Below are 21,562 nucleotides of genomic sequence, written 5' to 3'. Positions count from 1 at the left end.
GGAGCCAATTTGAAGCATTCTACATACATTGATGATATAGAAACATGGAAAAAAGAATTCTCATTTTCTATCCATATAAAGGTTCGGTTTTCTGAGACGGATATGTTTGGACATATGAATAATACGATTCCATTCACCTATTTCGAGGAAGCCCGAATCGAATACTTCAAGCACATTGGATTTATGCAAAGCTGGGTGAGTCCAAAGCATGATACAATCCCGGTCGTTGCAGACCTGCAGTGTGACTTTTTGAACCAGGTTTTCTTTGATGAAACGTTGAGGGTGTATGTGAAAGCAAACCGGATTGGTCATTCATCCGTCGATCTACACTATATGGGACTGAATGAAAAAGACAAGATTTGCTTTACAGGTAGAGGGACCATGGTGCAAATATCTAAGCACACTGGAAAAGGTGTCCCTTGGACGGAAGAAATGAAGAAGAAGCTCGAATGCAACAGGGTGGTCGAAAGCCCGACATAAGTGTGCTGCCTATTTTTCATAGAACTTCCTTCTCTATGTCACTCCAAACCCTACCTTCACATATGATATCCTGACGACCGACAATACCCATCCCCGCGGTTTAAAGCTGGCGAAGGCAAGGAGGGTTACCATAATTGAAGGACAATGATTTTACACACAAACCGTTGCTCACCAAAAGAGAAAAAGAAGTATTCGAACTGTTAGTCCAAGACAAAACCACTAAAGAAATTGCAAGTGATCTTTTTATTAGTGAAAAAACAGTTCGAAATCATATTTCCAACGCCATGCAAAAGCTTGGAGTGAAGGGGCGATCTCAAGCTGTTGTAGAGCTTCTTCGCATGGGGGAACTCAAGCTTTAATTGTAAGGGACTGATTCTGATATCAAACATTGATGGGGATCCTTCGCGGAAGCCGCTGCCTGTTTGAATGAGAGTCAGTCTCTTTTAGTTGTGGGCCTCGGCGAACTTGTCTTGAAATTTCACCTGAAAAAGGCGAAAATGCTAGTAAGGGGTCCTTAGCCCCATCAAGTCCTGCAGGGAAGTTCTTGACCCGCACTTGCAGGAGTGACTGATCACCATCGCTTTTATTTCAACTTATTCCTTACAGCGTTTTTGCCAAGTGGGCACCTGGAGAAGATATTCATACATACAGAGTAAAGCTACTGATTTATAAAGGAGAATCATGCATGACACATCGTTCGAATCAATCCAATGGAGATCTGCAGTTCGTTGCAGATATTGAAAAAGATCTGCGTTACATATCATCGATCATCAAACAAAAGGGACGGGAGATACTAAGTCAATATACAATCACACCGCCTCAATTCATCGCCTTGCAGTGGTTATTCGAGGACGGGGATATGACCATTGGCGATCTTTCGAATAAAATGTACCTTGCCTGCAGCACGACAACCGATCTGGTGGACAGAATGGAAAAGAATCAGCTGGTAGAACGGGTAAAGGACGAAAAGGACCGCCGTGTCGTCCGGATTCATATGTTAAAAGAGGGCGAAAGGATTATTGAAGAAGTGATTAAGAAAAGGCAGAATTACTTACAGAGCGTCTTAACGGATTTCTCAGCCGAGGAAGTGCTATTATTGAAAGATAACTTAGCAAAACTCCATCAAGAAATTAAACCAGAATGAGGGAATAACGTGATTCAACCAATTGGCATCATTGATTCAGGCGTAGGCGGTTTGACCGTCGCAAAAGAAGTGATGAGGCAGTTACCGAAAGAAACCATCTATTACCTGGGGGATACGGCCCGCTGCCCGTATGGACCGAGATCAGCCGAGGAAGTCAAACGGTTCACATGGGAAATGACCGAATATCTCATGCAGTATGATATGAAAATGCTGATCATCGCTTGCAATACAGCGACAGCCGTTGTCCTTGACGAAATCCAGACCCATTTGGACATCCCGGTCATCGGGGTCATCCATCCGGGCGCACGGGCGGCGATCAAACATACCCATAATAAGCGGATCGGTGTCCTTGGAACCGTGGGGACGATCAACAGCGGTGCTTATGTGGAAGCTCTTCACTCCCTCCACGGAAGCCTTGACGTCACGTCCCTTTCTTGTCCGAAGTTCGTGCCGCTAGTAGAGAGTGGGGAATACGACAGTCCGATGGCAGATGATATCGTGGCGGAAACCCTTCATGGCCTGAGGGGATCTGGGATTGATACGCTCATCCTCGGATGTACCCATTATCCGCTCCTGCAGCCCAAGATCCAGGCATACATGGGACGGGAAGTGAGCGTGATCAGTTCAGGGGATGAAACGGCACGTGAAGTCAGTACGATCCTTGATTATTACAATCTTCTATACAGAGGTGCATCGGAGCCGAAGCACCGCTTTTTCAATACAGGGTCACAGGCGATTTTCTCGAGAATCGCGTCTGATTGGCTGAACGTTGGGGAAGTAAAGGCAGAAACCATCCGGTTGCAAGCGTAGCATCTTGCAGCCCGGTGGTTTTTTTTGATGCTTTGTCCTTGAATTCCAAAAAGTTTAGGTCTTTTTTTCCAAGCGGGCTCGTATACATGTTAGTACAAACTGTCTTTTAGGAGGTTTCCCAATGGCAAAAAAAGCAAAGGTGTCAATTGCGGTAACGGTTTTAGCTTCTTCTGTATACCTTTCCGGCTGTGGATTACTGAGTTTCGGTGATGGGAAGGAGAAGATTGATCCCCCTCAAGATCTCAGTTACTTAAAAGAAGGGGAAAAGGTCGATACAGCGAAAGGCGAGGAATCAGAGAAAAAAGTGAGCAACGAAGAAGCAGCTGCCGAAACGGTGATGACAGAGCTTTACTTGATCGATAAAAACGGATACGTTGTTTCCCAATCACTGCCCCTTCCAGGTCAGGAAAGCGTGGCAAAACAAGCCCTTGAGTATCTCGTTGTGAACGGGCCGGTGCAAAATGTCCTGCCGAACGGATTCCGTGCAGTCCTTCCTGCCGATACGCAGGTGACAGTCGACATCAAAGACGGAAAGGCGATTGCCGACTTTTCACCAGAATTCAACAACTATCAGCCGGAAGATGAACAGAAAATCCTCCAGTCGGTAACCTGGACGTTGACTCAGTTCGACTCGGTTGAGAAAGTGGAACTCCGCGTGAACGGTTATCCGTTGACGGAAATGCCGGTGAACGGTACACCGATCGATGAAAACGGCTTATCACGTAAAGTCGGAATCAATATTGATACAAAAGGGGTGGTCGACCCTACAAGTACCAAACCGCTGACTGTCTATTATGTGTCCCAGACCGATGACAAGACGTATTATGTTCCGGTGACCAAACGGGTCAGCTCAAATGAGGTGGATGAAATCACGGCGGTGGTGAAAGAGTTGATAGACGGACCGGGCTATGCTTCGACGCTCGCAAGTGATTTTACAGGTGCAGAGCTGCTGGATAAGCCGAAGCTTGAAGACGGAACGGTGACGTTGAACTTTAATGAGGCGGTCTATGGAAGCATTGAGGAAAAGATCGTGTCTGAACATATGCTCAATTCCCTCGTCCTTTCCTTAACGGAACAAAAAGGGATCAAAGGGGTCTCGGTACTCGTGAATGGTGAGGCGACTGTCGTCTCGAAAGACGGCAAGGTGTTGACCGAACCGGTGACACGACCAGAAAATGTGAACGCAATTAGTTTTTAAAACGTGAATTTTTGATATACTATAAGAGAATCATTTAAAAAAAGAGGTTGGCAGACTGCCGCCTCTTCTATTTTTGATTGGGACTTTTACATAACGAATTGACATTACAGGAGGAACAATAATGAGATTTGATGGCAGAGAAAAGAATCAATTACGGAAGATCGAGATCGAGACAGACTACGTGAAGCACCCGGAAGGATCTGTATTGATCACGGTAGGTGAAACGAAGGTTATCTGTAATGCGAGCATCGAAGAGCGTGTACCTCCATTTATGAGAAACAGCGGCAAAGGGTGGATCACGGCAGAATATTCCATGCTTCCGAGAGCGACGGAATCGAGAAATATCCGTGAATCTTCCAAAGGGAAAATCACCGGAAGAACGATGGAAATTCAACGGTTGATCGGCCGTGCACTGAGAGCGGTCGTTGACCTTGATGCAATCGGGGAACGGACAATCTGGATCGACTGTGATGTCATCCAGGCTGACGGCGGGACAAGAACGGCTTCCATCACCGGTGCTTTCGTGGCGATGGCCATCGCCCTTGCAAAGCTACAGGATAATAAGAAAATCTCAAGCTTCCCTCTTAAGAGCTTCCTGGCGGCAACGAGTGTCGGCATTGTGGAAGAGCTTGGAGCGGTCCTTGACCTGAATTACGTGGAAGATAGCAGCGCCATGGTCGATATGAATATCATCATGACCGGCGAAGGAGAATTCGTCGAGCTGCAGGGAACAGGGGAAGAAGCGACCTTCACGATGAATCAGCTGCAGGACATGTTAAAGCTCGGGCAAGATGGGATCCAGGAACTATTTGAACATCAAAAACAAGCGCTTGGCGACATTGTGAACAGATTTCAATAAAGGGTGGATGAAACGATGACAAAACGAGTGATCATTGCAACGAAAAACAGAGGAAAAGCGAAAGAGTTTCAACATATGTTTGCCCCATACGGTTATGAGGTACAAACATTACTAGATCTTCCTCATATCGAGGATGTAGAAGAAACCGGTGAAACGTTCGAGGAAAACGCGGTGCTGAAAGCAGAAACCGTTGCGAAGGAACTGAACGCGCTTGTAATCGCGGATGATTCAGGCTTGGCGATCGATGCCCTGGACGGCAGACCGGGAGTGTATTCTGCACGCTATGCAGGTCTCGAGAAAAGTGATGAAGCAAACATGGAGAAAGTGCTAAGTGAACTTCAAGGTGTCGACGAGGCGGATCGCACGGCCCGTTTCCACTGTGTCCTTGCCATTGCCGGTCCTGACATGGAAACGAAGACAGTCACAGGGCTTTGTGAAGGCGTGATCCTCACAGAGAAGAGAGGGACAAACGGATTCGGATATGATCCGATCTTCTACGTTCCTTCCCTTCAGAAATCGATGGCAGAATTAACGGATGACGAAAAGAGCCAGATCAGTCACCGTGGACATGCCTTGAAGAAGCTCGGAAAATTGATATCAGAATTAGTATAAAGGGTGATCGGAATGAAATTATTAATCGTAAGTGACAGTCACGGTTCGAAAGAAGAACTGATCGATCTTGCCGAAAAGTATGGATCAAGCGTCAACGGGATGATCCACTGCGGAGATTCAGAACTGAGTGCAGATGATCCGGCCCTGTCACCATACTTGAGCGTACGGGGAAACTGCGACATGGACGCACGTCTCCCGGATGACCTTGTCGAAACGATAGAGGGCCATTCCTTCATGGTCACCCACGGTCATCACTACGGGATTAAGATGTCCCTCATGAAGCTGAGATACAAAGCGGAAGAAGTAGGGGCCAAATTCGTCTTCTTCGGCCATTCTCATACGCTCGGAGCAGAAATGTCGAACGGTACCCTGTTCCTGAACCCGGGAAGCATCCTCCTGCCCCGTGGAAGAAGTGAGCGCACGTATGCATTGCTGGAAGCAAACGATCATGAAATCAAGGTACAGTTCATGACGCATGATCATGAAGTGCTGGAGGATCTGACGCAGACTTTTCAATTGTAGGGCAGAAGGCGGTATCCCGGGTTCGCCGTTAAATCCGGGATACCGCCGATAAAAATGAGATTTCGCCGATAAAATAAAATTTTCGCCGTTATATCCAGAATATCGCCGTTAAATCAAAAAAAATTTAGCATCCCTGCTGCCTCCATCATCAAAGAAACCCAGTGTTCACAACGATTCAGAACCTGCTTCGGCAGGTTCTTTTATAATAAAACAGGTGGTTGAAAAATTAATTAAAACTTTTTTTGAAAATCTGTTGACTTATTGATGCTATGTGAATATAATAAATATTGTCCTTGAAAAACAAACGACAAAAACAAACGCACAAACAACTTGTCCCAGTAGCTCAGCTGGATAGAGCAACGGCCTTCTAAGCCGTCGGTCGGGAGTTCGAATCTCTCCTGGGACGCCATAATTCCTACATATTCAAAGCTTGCCTGCATAGGTAAGCTTTTTTTGTTATCCAAAAGGTATCGTGCTAAACTAAAGGCAACTAAAAAGTATAGGCAGGTATGTACTATGACCAAGGGAAACAACAAAAAAGGAAACATCGTCCAGTTTCCGGGCTTGAAGGTGCGGCTTCTCGAAAAAGGGGTGGAGCTGTTGGAAAGCGGAGAGGCATATGAAGCGTCAAAGCTTTTGACTCAAGCGTATGAACTCGATCCGGATAACCCGGACGTTAACACGGCCCTCGTTTTATCTTTATATGAAAGTAAACAGTATGAGGAAGCGAAGAATATATGCAAGGACATGCTTCTTGAGGCTGTCGGGGACTATTTCGAAGTTGTGGATATGTATTTGATGATTTTGATTCAAATGCATGAGCACCATGAAGTGGTCGATACGATTCATGCACTTTTTGACGAAAAGGAAGTGCCTTTTGAAAAAGAAGAGCATTTTAAAAAGCTCCTCCATTTCAGTGAAAAAGTGCTGAACGGCAAAGCGGCTGCACCGGAAGAGACGTCAGAGGAGCCTGCGGCTGTATTGGCAGGGAAAAGCCTTGAAGAACAAACGCTCATCGTTGCCCAGATGGTTCAACGGAATATCCGTCCATTCATCTGGGAGCTCACATCCATTTTAAAGGATGCAGACGCCCATCCATTTTTGCAGACGATGGTGCTGAATGTTTTAAGGGAGCATGAAATGGATAAAGATGTAGTGGTATCGAAGTTTGGAATGAAGGGGGAATTCTCTCCCGCCGCACTTGAAGATGTCTTTCAATCGGAATTTTTCACCGGTGCGACCGGGGCGCTCGATGATCTTCTCGCCCAGACAAACCCTACGCTTTTTCAGCACGCACAGGAATTACTGAAGCGTCATGCCTTTCTTCTGTATCCTTTTTCAATGGATGAAAGTGCTGAGGTGATCGCAGCTGTATACGGGTACTATACAGCCGGAATGTTTGCTGATGCCATCCTCGAGGAGGAGCTAAGGGAACAGGTGGAAAATGAAAGATCAGGGAAGCTTCTATCACGGATAAAGGAGCTAGAGGAAATTTCCTCTCCCAATATTTAAATGCTCTCTGTTGAAAGACAGTGTCTGTATGTTATAATGTAGTGGTTGTAATGTAATAGTTTTTCATATATTTACGATGATAGTGCTAGATTCACACAGGACTATCTACTACTATGCGTAAAAATTAAAGATCAATTATAGATTGTTGGAGGGAACAGTATGTCAGCAAAATGGGAAAAACAAGAAGGTAATCAAGGAGTACTTACAATCGAAGTAGAAGCTGCAAAAGTCAACGAAGGTTTAGACGCAGCATTCAAAAAAGTTGTAAAACAAGTAAACGTACCAGGATTCCGTAAAGGGAAAATGCCACGTGGAATGTTTGAAAAGCGTTTCGGCGTAGAATCACTTTATCAAGATGCTTTGGATTTCATCCTGCCTGAAGCATATGCGAAAGCAATCGAAGAAACAGGAATCGATCCAATCGACCGCCCTGAAATCGATGTTGAGCAAATGGAACAAGGTAAAGATTTAATCTTCACTGCGAAAGTACAAGTGAAGCCTGAAGTGAAACTTGGCGAGTACAAAGGTCTTGAAGTAGAAAAAATGGACACAGAAGTAACGGCTGCAGACGTTGAAGCTGAACTTACTTCACTTCAAGAAAAACAAGCTGAGCTAGCTGTTAAAGAAGATGGAAAAGCTGAAGAAGGCGACACAGTGACAATGGATTTCGAAGGATTCGTTGACGGTGAAGCATTCGAAGGCGGCCAAGCTGAGAACTACTCACTAGAGTTAGGTTCTGGTCAATTCATCCCTGGTTTCGAAGAGCAATTAGTAGGTGTTGCAGCTGGAGAAGAGAAAGAAGTAGAAGTAAACTTCCCAGAAGAGTACCATGCAACTGAACTTGCTGGTAAAGCTGCTACTTTCAAAGTGAAAGTACACGAAATCAAAGCGAAAGAACTTCCAGCTCTTGACGATGAGTTCGCAAAAGACGCTGACGAAGAAGTTGAAACGCTTGCTGAACTGAAAGAAAAGATCGAAAAGCGCCTTCAAGAGTCTAAAAAGAACGAAGCTGAAACAGCAGTTCGTGAAACGCTTGTAAACAAAGCTTCTGACAACGCTGAAGTTGAAATCCCAGAAGTAATGGTAAAAGCTGAAGTAGACCGCATGATGCAAGAATTCGAACAACGTCTACAAATGCAAGGTATGAACCTTGATCTTTACTTCCAATTCTCTGGTCAAACAGAAGAAGATCTTCGCGGTCAAATGACAGAGGATGCTGGCAAACGCGTTCGCACAAACCTTACGCTTGAAGCGATCGCTGCAGCAGAAAACCTAGAAGTTACTGACGCTGAAGCAGAAGAAGAAGTAAACAAAATGGCTGAACAATACAACATGTCTGCTGACAACATCAAACAAGCACTAGGTGGCCTTGACACACTAAAAGCTGACCTTAAAGTGCGTAAAGCAGTAGAATTCCTTGTTGAAAACAGCAAAACTGTAGCATAATAAAAATAGCAGAGCAGACAAGGCGCGATTCTTCGTGCCTTGTTTTCTACAATGAAGCGGAGATTTGACTCATTCGTGTGAAACGAATGTTTCACACGCTTTTCAGCTCTGCTGAAAAGTAGCCGGTATCATCAAAAGCGGAAAAGCAAGCTTGCTTGCTATCCCGCTTTTGATGATACCGGCGTAAATGAGCCAAATCACCACTTTACTAAGCTTCAAGACAATTTCTTATAAGGCGTTTTTCTTTCTTCGGCAAAATGAGTCAAATCATGGAAGCCTAAAATGTTTTTACAACCAAGAATAAGAACCGCCATTTATGGAAAAAGCTGATGAAGCGGGTTCCTTACTTTTTTCACCAAGAACATACATAATCAGATTCCTTACATTACCTGCCGATAAATGGATAAAATACTTCTTAGCAATATAAAAGATTTGCTAAAATGCACGATACATAATAAGATGATTCTTAAGAATCGTATCAATTTCTTTACAGACATATACTATGATAAAATGCAGTACATAACTTTAGGTAAGAGGGATGTAAGGGATCGTTCGTTTGAAACAATGCACGATTTTATGAGTCTTAACGAAGGGGTGAAATTCATTGTTTAAATTTAATGATGAAAAAGGACAACTTAAATGTTCTTTTTGCGGAAAAACACAAGACCAAGTTCGTAAACTAGTCGCTGGACCAGGTGTATACATCTGTGATGAATGTATCGAGCTGTGCACGGAAATCGTCGAAGAAGAATTGGGTACGGAAGAAGAAGTAGAATTCAAAGACGTACCGAAACCGCGTGAAATCCGCGAAATCCTTGACGAATACGTGATCGGGCAGGACCAGGCAAAGAAATCCCTGGCTGTTGCCGTATACAACCATTACAAACGTATCAACTCAAGTAGCAAAGTCGACGATGTTGAACTTTCAAAGAGTAACATCGCCATGATCGGGCCGACAGGTAGCGGTAAAACCCTACTGGCTCAAACACTTGCACGTATCCTGAACGTACCTTTCGCCATTGCGGATGCTACTTCTCTTACAGAAGCAGGTTATGTCGGTGAAGACGTTGAGAATATCCTGTTGAAACTGATCCAGGCTGCTGACTACGATGTAGAAAAAGCTGAAAAAGGCATCATCTACATCGATGAAATCGATAAAGTAGCGAGAAAATCTGAAAATCCATCTATCACAAGAGATGTTTCAGGTGAAGGGGTTCAACAAGCCCTGCTTAAAATCCTTGAAGGAACAGTGGCAAGCGTTCCTCCACAAGGCGGACGTAAGCATCCTCATCAAGAATTCATCCAGATTGATACATCCAATGTATTATTCATCTGTGGTGGAGCATTCGATGGTATCGAACAAATCATCAAACGCCGTCTGGGCCAAAAGGTGATCGGTTTCGGTTCTGATCCGAAAAATGCAGAAGTAAAAGAAGATAAATCCCTTCTTTCTAAAGTTGTACCAGAAGATCTGTTGAAGTTCGGATTGATCCCTGAATTCATCGGTCGTCTGCCAGTCATTTCAAGCCTTGAGCCTCTAGATGAAGAAGCACTGGTTGAAATCCTGACAAAACCTAAAAATGCATTGGTGAAACAATACCAAAAAATGCTTGAATTAGATGATGTTGAGCTTGAGTTCACGGAAGAGGCCCTTCTTGAGATCTCGAAAAAAGCGATCGAGCGTAAAACGGGTGCCCGTGGATTACGTTCCATCATCGAAACGATGATGCTTGATGTCATGTTCGATCTTCCTTCACGTGAGGATATTAAGAAATGTATCATCACGAAAGAAACGATTCTTGAAGATGCAACACCGAATTTATTACTTGAAGACGGTACTGTAATCGATCCGAACGAAGAAAAAACATCAGCATAATAGCTTGATTTTTAGCCAAGAATGATCCATCATTCTTGGCTTTTTTTATGATAAACCTAACAAAAGGATGTGTAGGAAGTGGAGCGGATGAAAACACGAACAGCCGTCAGCTGGAGCGGGGGAAAGGACGGGGCACTCGCTCTGGACCGTGTGATCCAAGAAGGCAAAGAGGTGGTGTGTCTTCTCTCGATGGTGTCTGATGAACATGGGCGCAATCATGCCCACGGTCTACGCCTGGAGGTGCTGAAGCTGCAGGCAGAGGCATTGGGGATCCCCCTCGTGATGGTGAACTCAGGTGATAACTATGAAGCGTCCCTTATTCAAGCGCTGATTCAGTTGAATCAGTCTGAAGGGATAGAAGAAATTGTGTTTGGCAGTTTATATGCAGAAGAAGATAGAAAGTGGAATGAAGGGGTCGCTTTAAAAGCAGGCCTGACACCTTTGTTCCCGGTGTGGATATCTGAAGATGAAACGAGTGAACTTTTGAAGGCGTTCATCACGCGTAAATTTTCTGCAGTCATATGCAGGGCTTCTGACAAAGTGCTGGACCGTACATGGACCGGCAGGTTTCTCGATGAAGATTTTTATAAAGATATTCATGAGCAGGATTGCTGTGTCATGGGAGAAGCGGGAGAATACCATACGTTCGTACTCGATGGTCCGATGTTCTCGCAAAAGGTGGAGCTCATCCAATCCGGTGTTGTGCTGAATTCCGGCCTGTGGTCACTGGATATCAAAGAATGCCGATTGGCTGAAAAAGAATCCGTGAAGGAACGGAACGAGGACGAAATCCCGGTGGAACTGAGACAGTAGCACCCTCACAGCCCTCCTGTCCATGCTGATTGCCCACTGCCCTTTTTCGTCTGTGATTTTTTTGTTTATTCCCAGATGGTCGAGGAGATACTAACCGGTAACAACTTGTATCTACTTGGAGGGAGACGAATGAGCTTTACGAGCATCGCGTTATTTATCCAGTTATTCTTTGGGATCATCATTGGGTTGTATTTTTGGAACTTGTTAAAAAATCAGCGGACCCAGAAAGTATCCATTGACCGTGAATCGAAAAAAGAAATGGAAGAACTCCGTAAGATGAGATCCATCTCCTTGACTGAGCCCCTGGCAGAAAAGGTGAGACCGGCAAGCTTTGACGATATCGTCGGTCAGGAGGATGGAATCAAGGCACTGAAAGCGGCGCTTTGCAGCCCGAATCCACAGCATGTGATCATTTATGGACCTCCCGGGGTAGGGAAGACCGCTGCTGCAAGATTAGTATTGGAAGAGGCAAAGAAGAACATGAAGTCCCCCTTCAGGTCTGATGCAGTATTCGTTGAGCTGGATGCCACGACGGCCCGTTTCGATGAACGGGGGATTGCAGATCCGTTGATCGGTTCGGTTCATGATCCTATCTATCAAGGGGCAGGTGCGATGGGACAGGCGGGGATCCCGCAGCCGAAACAGGGCGCTGTGACGAATGCCCACGGAGGCGTATTATTCATCGATGAAATTGGGGAACTGCATCCCATTCAAATGAATAAACTGCTGAAAGTGCTTGAGGATCGGAGAGTGTTCCTCGAGAGCGCTTATTACAATGAAGAGAATCATCAGATCCCGACCCACATCCATGATATTTTCAAAAACGGCCTTCCGGCTGATTTCCGCTTGATCGGTGCCACGACCCGCACCCCGAGTGAAATTCCCCCGGCCATTCGGTCCCGTTGCATGGAAGTGTTCTTCAGGGAACTTGAACATGATGAAGTAAAGAAAGTGGCTTCAGGAGCGATCGACAAAGTGGGGATGACCCTCAGTGAGAAGGGACTCGAGACGCTTTCTTCCTATGCAAGGAATGGCCGTGAAGCAGTGAATATGGTTCAGATTGCAGCCGGTGTCCCGATCACTGAGAACAGGAAAGAAATATACGACCATGAGCTTGAATGGATCATCCAGTCAAGTCAGCTCTCCCCACGTTATCAGAAGAAAATCAATGAGGAAGCGACGATTGGATTGGTGAATGGTCTGGCGGTGACAGGTCCGAATACAGGCTCCCTCCTTGAAATAGAAGTATCGGTCATACCGGCAGCAGACAGGGGATCGATCAATGTGACCGGGATTGTCGAGGAAGAAAGCATAGGCGACCGGAGTAAATCGATTAAAAGGAAAAGCATGGCGAAAGGCTCGATTGAAAATGTGATCACGGTCCTCCGTTCCATGGGCGTGCCTGCCGATCAATACGATATTCATGTGAATTTCCCCGGCGGGATTCCGGTTGACGGTCCCTCTGCCGGGATCGCGATGGCTCTCGGCATTTACTCGGCGATCTACCGTATCCCGGTCAAGCATACCGTTGCCTTGACTGGGGAAATCAGTATCCATGGACTGGTGAAGCCTGTCGGCGGTGTGCCTGCGAAGGTAAAAGGTGCGAAATTGGCAGGTGCCACCGTCGCGATCATCCCGCATGAAAATCAGCAGACGATGCTGGCTGAGATCGGCGGCATCGAAGTGGTGCCGGTCAAGCATCTGAAAGAAGTGCTCGATCTTGCCCTCTTGAAAGATGGGCTTCAGCCTGCTGAAATCGTCAGCGAACAAAATAAGAAGAGCGTATAAACCATTGACCGGTTCGGGTCTGTCCGAATCGGTTTATTTTTGAAAAGGGACGTTGAGAAACCGCATAATGAGCGAACGGCCTGAATAAAGTTGTAAATACCTATTTAATAGACACTACCTAGTAAATAAGTTAGAATTGTACAAAGACTTAGAGCAAAATTCGGAGGTGTTGTATGTGTCAAATCAAAATAATCTAACGGTTCCCCTCCTTCCATTACGAGGCTTACTTGTATACCCAACAATGGTCTTGCATTTAGATGTTGGACGTGAGCGCTCTGTACAAGCTTTAGAAAAAGCAATGATGGATGATCATTTAATTTTCTTAACCACTCAAAGAGATATGAATATAGATGAGCCCACACAGGAAGATTTCTACGAGATGGGGACGCTTACGAAGGTTAAACAGATGCTTAAATTACCGAACGGAACGATCCGTGTCCTTGTTGAGGGGTTAAACAGGGCGACGATCACCTCCTTCACAGAACAGAAGGATTTCTATGAAGTAACGGTAAAAGAATACAAAGATTCCGCTGAGAAGGAATCAGAGACCGACGCTTTAATGAGAACGTTATTGAATTATTTCGAACAATACATAAAGCTATCAAAAAAGGTTTCAGCCGAAACATATTCCACAGTGTCGGATATTGAAGAACCGGGCAGGCTTGCAGACATCGTTGCTTCCCACCTGCCATTGAAAATGAAGGAAAAGCAAAATGTCCTCGAGATGCTGGACATCAAAAAGCGCCTGCAAATGGTGATTGAAACGATCAACAATGAAAAAGAAGTGCTGAGCCTGGAGAAAAAAATCGGTCAGCGCGTGAAACGTTCAATGGAAAGAACGCAAAAAGAATACTACCTTCGGGAACAAATGAAGGCCATTCAAAAGGAATTGGGCGATAAAGAAGGAAAAACCGGGGAAGTGGAAGATCTTACGGCGAAAATCCAGCAGGCCTATATGCCGGAAGAAGTGGAAATGACGGCATTAAAAGAGCTGGCGCGCTATGAGAAGGTGCCTTCAAGTTCTGCGGAAAGCTCTGTCATCCGAAACTACATCGAATGGCTTGTTTCCCTGCCATGGTCTACTGAAACCGAAGATCAGCTCGATATCAACCGTTCAGAACAAATCTTGAACAGAGATCATTACGGCCTTGAAAAAGTAAAAGAGCGTGTACTCGAGTATCTTGCCGTCCAACAGCTGACGAAATCACTCAAAGGCCCGATCCTTTGCCTTGCAGGACCTCCTGGAGTCGGTAAAACAAGCCTTGCCCGTTCGGTGGCAGAGTCACTCGGCCGGAATTTCGTCCGGGTATCACTGGGCGGTGTCCGTGATGAATCGGAAATCAGGGGTCACAGAAGAACGTATGTCGGCGCGATGCCTGGCCGTATCATCAGGGGGATGAAGAAAGCAGGTACGATCAATCCTGTCTTCCTTCTTGATGAAATCGACAAAATGTCCTCCGACTTCAGGGGTGATCCATCTTCGGCCATGCTTGAAGTGTTGGACCCTGAACAGAACTCCACGTTCAGTGATCATTATATCGAAGAAACCTATGATCTCTCAAAAGTGATGTTCATCGCAACTGCCAATGATCTGTCCACGATTCCAGGTCCATTGAGAGACAGGATGGAAATCATCACGATTGCAGGTTATACTGAGTTAGAGAAATTGAACATTGCGAAGCATCATTTATTGGAGAAGCAAATCAAGGATCACGGCTTGAATAAATCTAAGCTTCAAGTGAGGGATGAGGCGATCCTGGATATCGTCCGTTACTACACAAGGGAAGCCGGAGTAAGAAGCCTGGAACGTCAACTTGCAGCACTTTGCAGGAAAACGGCGAAAATCATCGTATCCGGTGAGAAGAAGCGGGTAGTTGTGACATCAAGCAATATCGAAGATTTCCTTGGCAAGAAGAAGTTCCGATACGGTCAGGCCGAAGTGGAGAACCAAATCGGCGTCTCGACCGGACTTGCTTATACAACGGTAGGCGGGGACACCCTCCAGATCGAGGTATCTCTTGCGCCAGGTAAAGGCAAGCTTGTATTGACCGGTAAATTGGGGGATGTCATGAAGGAATCTGCCCAGACTGCCTTCAGCTACGTCCGTTCGAAAGCAAGCGAGCTTGGGATCGAAGAAACGTTCCATGAAAAATATGATATCCATATCCACGTCCCTGAAGGAGCGGTACCGAAAGACGGTCCGTCTGCAGGGATCACAATCACTACGGCCCTTGTATCTGCCCTTACCGGTAAATACGTGAACAGGGAAGTGGGGATGACAGGTGAAATGACCCTGAGAGGAAGAGTCCTTCCAATCGGCGGAGTGAAAGAAAAAACATTAAGCGCTCATCGTGCCGGAATTAAAACAATCATCCTGCCGAAAGATAACGAAAAGGATATTGATGACATTCCGGAAAGCGTGAGGGAAGAATTGACGTTCATCCTCGTAGCCCATATAGATGAAGTCTTAGAGAAAGCATTAGTAGGTGAAAAGAAGTGAAAGTAAATCAAGTTGAGTTAGTCATCAGTGCAGTCAGGCCTGAACAATACCCTGGCGATATCCTTCCCGAGTTTGCCTTGGCGGGCCGTTCGAATGTAGGAAAATCCTCATTCATCAACAAAATGATTGGAAGAAAGAGTATGGCGAGGATCTCATCCAAGCCGGGTAAAACACAGACGTTGAACTTCTACAAAATAGAAGAGACCCTCTATTATGTCGACGTCCCTGGATACGGATTTGCCAAAGTATCCAAAACAGAGCGTGAAGCATGGGGAAAAATGATCGAAACGTACATCACGAGCCGGGAACAGCTCCGGGCGGTCGTCATGATTGTCGACCTGCGCCACGCCCCGACCAAGGATGACGTCATGATGTATGACTTCCTGAAGCATCACGGACTTCCATGCATCGTCATTGCCACGAAAGCCGATAAAATCCCTAAAGGCAAATGGCAGAAACACCTGAAAGTGACAAAAGAAACATTGAATATGGACCCGGAAGACGACCTGATTCTATTCTCGTCTGAAACTGGACTTGGAAAAGACAAGGCCTGGGATGCCATTAAATCATTTTATAAATAAGATTGCGTGATAAAGAACCGATCCAAGACTATTGGATCGGTTCTTTTATATGGGTGATTTATCTAAAACTTTTTCATTTCGAAACTTTTCACCTTCTTATCCGTAAATCATGTAAGACGGAAATTTATTACAGTTGAACAATATGTTTTCGCAAAATACTTGGAGGTGTTTTGATGGCTGAAGGAATGTTTTTGCTCATCATTGTTTTAACAACTGTTATAATCATCGGAAGAAAAAAAAGGAAGAAGTAATGAAGAATTCCCTTTACTGCCAATATGAGATGAATAAATAGCTAGAACACATGGCATGTGAAGCCCTGTGTTCTTTTTTGATGATCAAGTGATCAGTGTTGCATATTCATCTTCTTTTCTACCTGAAATCCCTCCAGAATGAACGTTTAAATGAGTTCTCCTTGTAGGATAAAAGAATGTATCCATAAAATCGAAAAAGGATGTTAGTCCCATTCCCCTCCAGCATTTGAAAGGAAATGAAAGGATATCACCGCATATGTCCCTCTAGACAAGCTCAGTGCCTTTCAACATCGAAAATGGAAGATTATAACCAATAAGCGTTAAATTCGAATTTTGAGAATTTTCTCTTTTGTTGATACAATTATGAAAGATTATAACTATTTGAAGCTACATAAGGGGGACTTTCGCTCGTGAAGAATTTGAAAAGCATAGTTGTTTTAGTCATCGCTGCGCTTCTGCTGTCAGCTTGTGGAGACAAAGCCACAACTGAGAGTGGTGCGAAGCTGGTGGAGAAAGGCAAATTTGTATACGCGGCTTCAGGTGAATTCAAGCCGTTCAGTGTAACCAATAATGATGGGACAATGTCAGGTTTTGATATTGAAGTGGCTGAAGCAGTCGCCAAAGAGATGGGCCTTGAGCCGGAACAGAAAAAATTTAAGTTTGCAGGAATTGTAGAAGGCGTGAAATCCGGTCGTTTTGATGCAGCGGTTGCCAGTCATACGATTACGGAAGACCGCCTGAAAGAAGTGGATTTCTCGACGCCGTATTACTATTCCGGTCCACAGATCTTCGTTCGGAAGGACAGTTCAGTTGAAACCCTGGCTGATTTGGAAGGGATGGAAATCGCCGTTTCAAAAGGGTCGACATACGCTGATACGGCCAAAGAAGTGACGGATAAAATCCAGGCTTACGACAGTGACGTCGTGGCGCTTGAAGCATTGAATAAAGGAAAGCATGATGCCGTCATCACAGACTTCATCACCGGGAAAGAAGCCATCGCTTCCGGTCTTGATCTTGAAGCACGTGAGCTGATTGGCCGCAGTGAACAGGCGATTGCCGTCAGCAAAGAAAATGAAAAGCTATTGGATGAAATCAATCAAGCGCTGGAAACGCTCCGTGAAAACGGTACGTTGAAGGAAATCAGCGAAAAATATTTCAATACAGACATCACATCAGATCCAGAGAAAGAGTAAGGGCAGCATGACACAGAGCGAATGTGCATCTATGCGCATTCGCTTTTTAGGTTAGACACGTATTGAAATGAATGGAGGGATGTACATGCACTTTTTAGAAACCTTTGCCGGTACATATGATGTTTTCCTGAAAGGGATGTTACTGACGTTTGAATTGACCTTTGTATCGGTCCTCATTGCGATTGGGGTCGGATTGTTTTTCGCGTTTTTAAAAATATCGGGCATCAAGCCTTTGTCGCTGCTTGCCGATCTTTATATCTTTGTTGTACGGGGAACGCCGTTGATCGTTCAGATCTTCATCTTCTATTTCGGATTGACGTCATTTAATATTTCAGGATTCTGGGCGGTCGTCATGGGACTTGCATTCCATAACGGGGCCTATATCGCCGAGATCTTCCGTGGGGCCATTCAATCGATTGATAAAGGGCAGATGGAAGCCGGGCGTTCACTTGGGATGTCAGTTGGCCTCTCAATGAGAAGGATCATCCTGCCACAGGCATTCAGACGCGCACTGCCGCCGCTTGGAAATCAATTCATCATCGCATTGAAGGATTCCTCTCTTGCGTCTTTCATCGGCATGTTTGAATTGTTCAGTGTGGCGACGACACTTGGATCGAATAACTTTGATTACATGACATACCTGCTCGTCGTAGCGATCTACTACCTCGTACTCGTACTGGTCTTCTCTACGATTGTCAATATCATCGAAAAGCGGATGTCTGTCAGTGATTAATAGTGTGGGAGGGAACTAGCATGAGTGAGGAAATGATCAAAGTAGAGAAATTGAATAAATCCTTCGGTGATTTACACGTCCTGAAGGATATCGATATCAGCGTAAGGGAAAGTGATGTGGTCTGCCTGATCGGAGCAAGTGGATCGGGAAAGAGCACGCTGCTCCGATGCCTGAACTTCCTTGAATTGAAAGATAACGGGAAAATCGTCATCGAAGGCGAGGAAGTCAACCAGGATACCCATGACTTGAACAAGGTCCGTCAAAAGGTGGGGATGGTGTTCCAGCACTTCTATCTGTTTCCCCACAAGACGGTATTGGAAAATGTGATGGAAGCCCCGGTTTCCGTCAAAGGATTGTCCAAAGCAGAAGCAAGAAAAGACGCGAAGGCGTTATTAAACAAAGTCGGCCTTGCAGACAAAGAAAATGTATATCCTTCCAAGCTTTCAGGCGGGCAAAAGCAGCGGGTCGCGATTGCGAGAGCCCTTGCCATGAAGCCAGACATCATGCTGTTTGATGAGCCGACGTCGGCACTTGATCCGGAGTTGGTCGGGGAAGTGCTCGCGACAATGAAGGAGCTTGCCCTTGAAGGGATGACGATGGTCGTCGTCACCCATGAAATGGGCTTTGCCAAGGAAGTGGCAGATTGGGTCGTTTACATGCATGACGGCAGGATCGTGGAAGTGGGTCCTCCCGAGCAGTTATTCAACTCTCCGAAGGAACAGCGGACGAGGGAGTTTTTGGAATCGGTTTTATAGTTGGAGGTACAGGAAAGCCCGGGGGAACCCGGGCTTTTTTGGTGTATGGTGATTTTGATGATTCGCCGTTGCCGTTGAATTCGGTGGTTCGCCGATAAAAATGAGATATCGCCGTTAAATTACGGATTTCGCCGATAAAATGGAAATTTCGCCGTTATATCCAGAATCTCGCCGATAAAACGAATTTTCCGCCGATAAACCAATCCCCCATAAAAGAAATGAAGCCTTCCACCACGGAAGGCTTCATTTCTTCTTGATAAACAGCAAATACACACCAATCCCGATGATGACGATCGGCCAGAATTCCCACGCAGTGCCTACGCTGCCTTCGATAAGGCCGAGCCATCTCACCGCCTTATCGCTGAATAGGAGAAGGATGGACAGTGTCAAAAAAAGAACGCCTTGAAATAAGCCGGCACCGGTCTTTTGGTACCTGAGCAGGAAACCAAGGGCAATGATGAGGATGAAAGTCCCCATATGATCGGGCCAAATGGCCAGTTTATGTACGACGTGGAAGTGAAGGCCGAAGCCGACGAGGATGGTGCCTGGCAGGATGGCTTCATGATCGCGACCTGCATAGCCCTGTCCGAGGAAGGCGAGCCCGACGATGATGAGGAGGGTCGGCCAGGTGAAGAACTCCTGAAATAATACGATGTTTGCCTGCTGTAAATAAAAATAAATGCCAAAACCAATTAAAATGATGCCTGGGAATATTCTCTGGTGTTTCATGAACTTCCTCCTTTATCATGACAAAAATGGTTTAAAATCGTCATTTTTTAGGTAATATACCAAATAATAAGAAATGGCTCATAGCAGTCCGCTTCCTTCGTGGAAAACCTTCTCATTACTTGATTCTTTAGCTCTATTTTGGTACCCTACATGAGTAGGGTTTGTCGAAATTTAGAAGATGTATGAAGTATTGAAAATGCTTTCATGGTCATCCCTTCATACAAAGAATTGTATAAGATCATTTGATGGTTGAGCAAGTCCCGGATTGAACGGGAAATTCTTACTTTATTAATGTATCACAAGTAGGGTTCAATTTCTGTTCACAATTACCGGTCAGGGACTTATTTGGACATGTTATAATAATGGTAATGATTTTACTTGGGGGTGTAGTGCATAGCATGTATACGATAGTCGTTGGTTTAAATTACAAAACGGCCCCTGTAGAGATTCGCGAACGTTTATCTTTCAATGAAACTGATCTGCCTTTGGCGATGAACGCATTAAAGGAAAAGAAAAGCATTCTTGAAAATGTGATTGTTTCTACTTGTAATCGGACGGAAGTTTATGCGGTTGTAGATCAGCTTCATACAGGTCGTTATTATATTAAAGATTTCTTATCTCAATGGTTTGATATAGATAAAGAGGAGTTCACCCCTTATCTGTTTATTTATGAACAAGAAGGAGCGGTCGAACACCTGTTTAAGGTTGCCTGCGGATTGAACTCCATGGTGCTGGGGGAAACCCAGATCCTTGGTCAGATTCGCTCAAGCTTCCTGAATGCACAACAATCAGGAGCGACAGGAACCGTATTCAATCACCTCTTCAAACAGGCAGTGACTGTGGCGAAAAAAGGCCACTCTGAAACGGAGATCGGCTCGAACGCTGTATCTGTCAGTTATGCAGCCGTTGAATTGGCGAAAAAAGTATTCGGCAGCCTGGATAAAAAACATGTGCTGATCCTCGGTGCAGGTAAAATGGGCGAGCTTGCGATCCAGAATCTGCATGGAAGCGGCGCTACAAAGGTGACCGTCATCAATCGTACGTATGAGAAAGCCCAAACACTGGCCGAGCGTTTCAGCGGTCATGCGAAAACGATGCAGGAGCTGCAATGTGCCCTGGTTGAAGCGGATATTATGATCTCCTCGACAGGCGCAAAGGATTTCGTCATTACGAAAGACATGATGTCCCATGTGGAACGGATGAGAAAGGGTCGTCCTTTATTCATGGTGGATATTGCCGTCCCAAGGGATCTGGATCCTGCGATCGGCCAGCTTGAAAGTGTATTCCTCTATGATATTGATGATTTAGAAGACATTGTGCAGGCGAATCTTGCAGAACGGAAGAAAGCGGCTGAACAGATCGAACTTCTGATTGAAGCCGAGATTGTTGCGTTCAAGGAATGGCTGAATATGCTCGGCGTGGTTCCCGTCATTTCCGCATTAAGACAAAAGGCGCTGTCTATCCAGGCAGAAACGATGGAAAGCATCGAACGGAAAATGCCGGATCTCACAGACCGTGAACGGAAGGTGCTGAACAAGCACACGAAGAGCATCATCAATCAGCTGTTAAAAGATCCGATCCTGCAGGCGAAAGAGTTTGCCGGACTTCCGGATGCGGAAGATAAATTGGATTTATTCGTTAACATCTTTAACATTGAACAGCAAGTACTAGAACAGAAACAAGTCAAAGCAGCCAACGAAAAGACCGAGCGTGATCATGGCTTTACACCACAACCCTCTTTTCAAGCTTAAGTGAGGTTA

20 protein-coding genes and 1 tRNA gene are annotated in these 21,562 nt (G+C 45.3%); 20 read left to right on the top strand and 1 reads right to left on the bottom strand.

Annotation, left to right across the window (positions count from 1 at the left end):
- Nucleotides 1-9 precede the first annotated feature (9 nt).
- The 19 genes from KH172YL63_RS15980 to KH172YL63_RS15890 all read left to right on the top strand — a co-directional run bounded on the left by KH172YL63_RS15980 (nucleotide 10) and on the right by KH172YL63_RS15890 (nucleotide 19,073).
- Nucleotides 10-480 carry an acyl-CoA thioesterase gene (locus KH172YL63_RS15980; protein ID WP_173107036.1) on the top strand — a complete coding sequence of 157 codons (471 nt, stop codon included), beginning with the start codon at nucleotides 10-12 and terminating at the stop codon, nucleotides 478-480.
- 134 nt (nucleotides 481-614) lie between these two features.
- Nucleotides 615-839 (top strand): helix-turn-helix domain-containing protein, encoded by a 225-nt coding sequence (locus KH172YL63_RS15975; protein ID WP_032087424.1) that lies wholly within the window; start codon nucleotides 615-617, stop codon nucleotides 837-839.
- 326 nt (nucleotides 840-1,165) lie between these two features.
- Nucleotides 1,166-1,624, top strand: coding sequence for a MarR family winged helix-turn-helix transcriptional regulator (locus KH172YL63_RS15970; RefSeq protein WP_173107035.1), 459 nt, complete (start codon nucleotides 1,166-1,168; stop codon nucleotides 1,622-1,624).
- A 9-nt stretch (nucleotides 1,625-1,633) separates the two neighbouring features.
- Nucleotides 1,634-2,434 carry a glutamate racemase gene (gene racE / locus KH172YL63_RS15965; RefSeq protein ID WP_173107034.1) on the top strand — a complete coding sequence of 267 codons (801 nt, stop codon included), beginning with the start codon at nucleotides 1,634-1,636 and terminating at the stop codon, nucleotides 2,432-2,434.
- Between the two features lie 121 nt (nucleotides 2,435-2,555).
- Nucleotides 2,556-3,632, top strand: a complete 1,077-nt coding sequence (locus KH172YL63_RS15960) for a GerMN domain-containing protein (protein ID WP_173107033.1) — start codon at nucleotides 2,556-2,558, stop codon at nucleotides 3,630-3,632.
- A 121-nt stretch (nucleotides 3,633-3,753) separates the two neighbouring features.
- On the top strand, nucleotides 3,754-4,491 hold the full coding sequence (rph, locus tag KH172YL63_RS15955) for a ribonuclease PH (protein WP_173107032.1): 738 nt from the start codon (nucleotides 3,754-3,756) through the stop codon (nucleotides 4,489-4,491).
- Nucleotides 4,492-4,506: 15 nt separating this feature from the next.
- Nucleotides 4,507-5,103, top strand: coding sequence for an XTP/dITP diphosphatase (locus KH172YL63_RS15950; protein ID WP_173107031.1), 597 nt, complete (start codon nucleotides 4,507-4,509; stop codon nucleotides 5,101-5,103).
- Between the two features lie 12 nt (nucleotides 5,104-5,115).
- Complete coding sequence (locus KH172YL63_RS15945) at nucleotides 5,116-5,625, top strand: metallophosphoesterase (RefSeq protein WP_173107030.1); 510 nt, start codon at nucleotides 5,116-5,118, stop codon at nucleotides 5,623-5,625.
- Between the two features lie 332 nt (nucleotides 5,626-5,957).
- Nucleotides 5,958-6,034: transfer RNA gene (locus KH172YL63_RS15940), tRNA-Arg, on the top strand.
- 107 nt (nucleotides 6,035-6,141) lie between these two features.
- Nucleotides 6,142-7,137: a tetratricopeptide repeat protein gene (locus KH172YL63_RS15935; protein WP_173107029.1), complete on the top strand. Its 996-nt coding sequence runs from the start codon at nucleotides 6,142-6,144 to the stop codon at nucleotides 7,135-7,137.
- Nucleotides 7,138-7,296: 159 nt separating this feature from the next.
- The gene (gene tig, locus KH172YL63_RS15930; RefSeq protein ID WP_173107028.1) at nucleotides 7,297-8,583 is read left to right on the top strand and encodes a trigger factor; all 1,287 of its coding nucleotides are present in this window, start codon (nucleotides 7,297-7,299) and stop codon (nucleotides 8,581-8,583) included.
- Nucleotides 8,584-9,187: 604 nt separating this feature from the next.
- Nucleotides 9,188-10,459 carry an ATP-dependent protease ATP-binding subunit ClpX gene (clpX, locus tag KH172YL63_RS15925; protein WP_173107027.1) on the top strand — a complete coding sequence of 424 codons (1,272 nt, stop codon included), beginning with the start codon at nucleotides 9,188-9,190 and terminating at the stop codon, nucleotides 10,457-10,459.
- Between the two features lie 87 nt (nucleotides 10,460-10,546).
- Nucleotides 10,547-11,272, top strand: a complete 726-nt coding sequence (locus KH172YL63_RS15920; RefSeq protein WP_173107026.1) for a Dph6-related ATP pyrophosphatase — start codon at nucleotides 10,547-10,549, stop codon at nucleotides 11,270-11,272.
- Nucleotides 11,273-11,401: 129 nt separating this feature from the next.
- Nucleotides 11,402-13,060: an ATP-dependent protease LonB gene (lonB, locus tag KH172YL63_RS15915; protein WP_173107025.1), complete on the top strand. Its 1,659-nt coding sequence runs from the start codon at nucleotides 11,402-11,404 to the stop codon at nucleotides 13,058-13,060.
- A gap of 175 nt (nucleotides 13,061-13,235) precedes the next feature.
- Nucleotides 13,236-15,560, top strand: coding sequence for an endopeptidase La (gene lon / locus KH172YL63_RS15910; RefSeq protein ID WP_173107024.1), 2,325 nt, complete (start codon nucleotides 13,236-13,238; stop codon nucleotides 15,558-15,560).
- Complete coding sequence (yihA, locus tag KH172YL63_RS15905; RefSeq protein WP_173107023.1) at nucleotides 15,557-16,141, top strand: ribosome biogenesis GTP-binding protein YihA/YsxC; 585 nt, start codon at nucleotides 15,557-15,559, stop codon at nucleotides 16,139-16,141. Before lon ends, yihA begins: the two co-directional genes overlap by 4 nt.
- A 661-nt stretch (nucleotides 16,142-16,802) precedes the next feature.
- Nucleotides 16,803-17,585, top strand: a complete 783-nt coding sequence (locus KH172YL63_RS15900; RefSeq protein WP_173107022.1) for a transporter substrate-binding domain-containing protein — start codon at nucleotides 16,803-16,805, stop codon at nucleotides 17,583-17,585.
- Nucleotides 17,586-17,670: 85 nt separating this feature from the next.
- Nucleotides 17,671-18,318: an amino acid ABC transporter permease gene (locus KH172YL63_RS15895; protein ID WP_173107021.1), complete on the top strand. Its 648-nt coding sequence runs from the start codon at nucleotides 17,671-17,673 to the stop codon at nucleotides 18,316-18,318.
- Between the two features lie 20 nt (nucleotides 18,319-18,338).
- Nucleotides 18,339-19,073 carry an amino acid ABC transporter ATP-binding protein gene (locus tag KH172YL63_RS15890; protein WP_269475160.1) on the top strand — a complete coding sequence of 245 codons (735 nt, stop codon included), beginning with the start codon at nucleotides 18,339-18,341 and terminating at the stop codon, nucleotides 19,071-19,073.
- Nucleotides 19,074-19,316: 243 nt separating this feature from the next.
- On the opposite strand, the gene KH172YL63_RS15885 is transcribed toward KH172YL63_RS15890, so the two are convergent.
- Nucleotides 19,317-19,802: a LiaI-LiaF-like domain-containing protein gene (locus KH172YL63_RS15885; protein WP_173107020.1), complete on the bottom strand. Its 486-nt coding sequence runs from the start codon at nucleotides 19,800-19,802 to the stop codon at nucleotides 19,317-19,319.
- Nucleotides 19,803-20,200: 398 nt separating this feature from the next.
- Here KH172YL63_RS15885 and hemA point away from each other — a divergent pair, with 398 nt between their 5' ends.
- Nucleotides 20,201-21,553 carry a glutamyl-tRNA reductase gene (gene hemA, locus KH172YL63_RS15880; RefSeq protein WP_173107019.1) on the top strand — a complete coding sequence of 451 codons (1,353 nt, stop codon included), beginning with the start codon at nucleotides 20,201-20,203 and terminating at the stop codon, nucleotides 21,551-21,553.
- Nucleotides 21,554-21,562: the final 9 nt, after the last annotated feature.

The sequence above is a fragment of the Bacillus sp. KH172YL63 genome (genome assembly GCF_011398925.1).
In the GTDB taxonomy this organism is placed as follows: domain Bacteria; phylum Bacillota; class Bacilli; order Bacillales; family Bacillaceae_B; genus Rossellomorea.
This window is presented reverse-complemented; position numbering and strand designations above follow the sequence as displayed.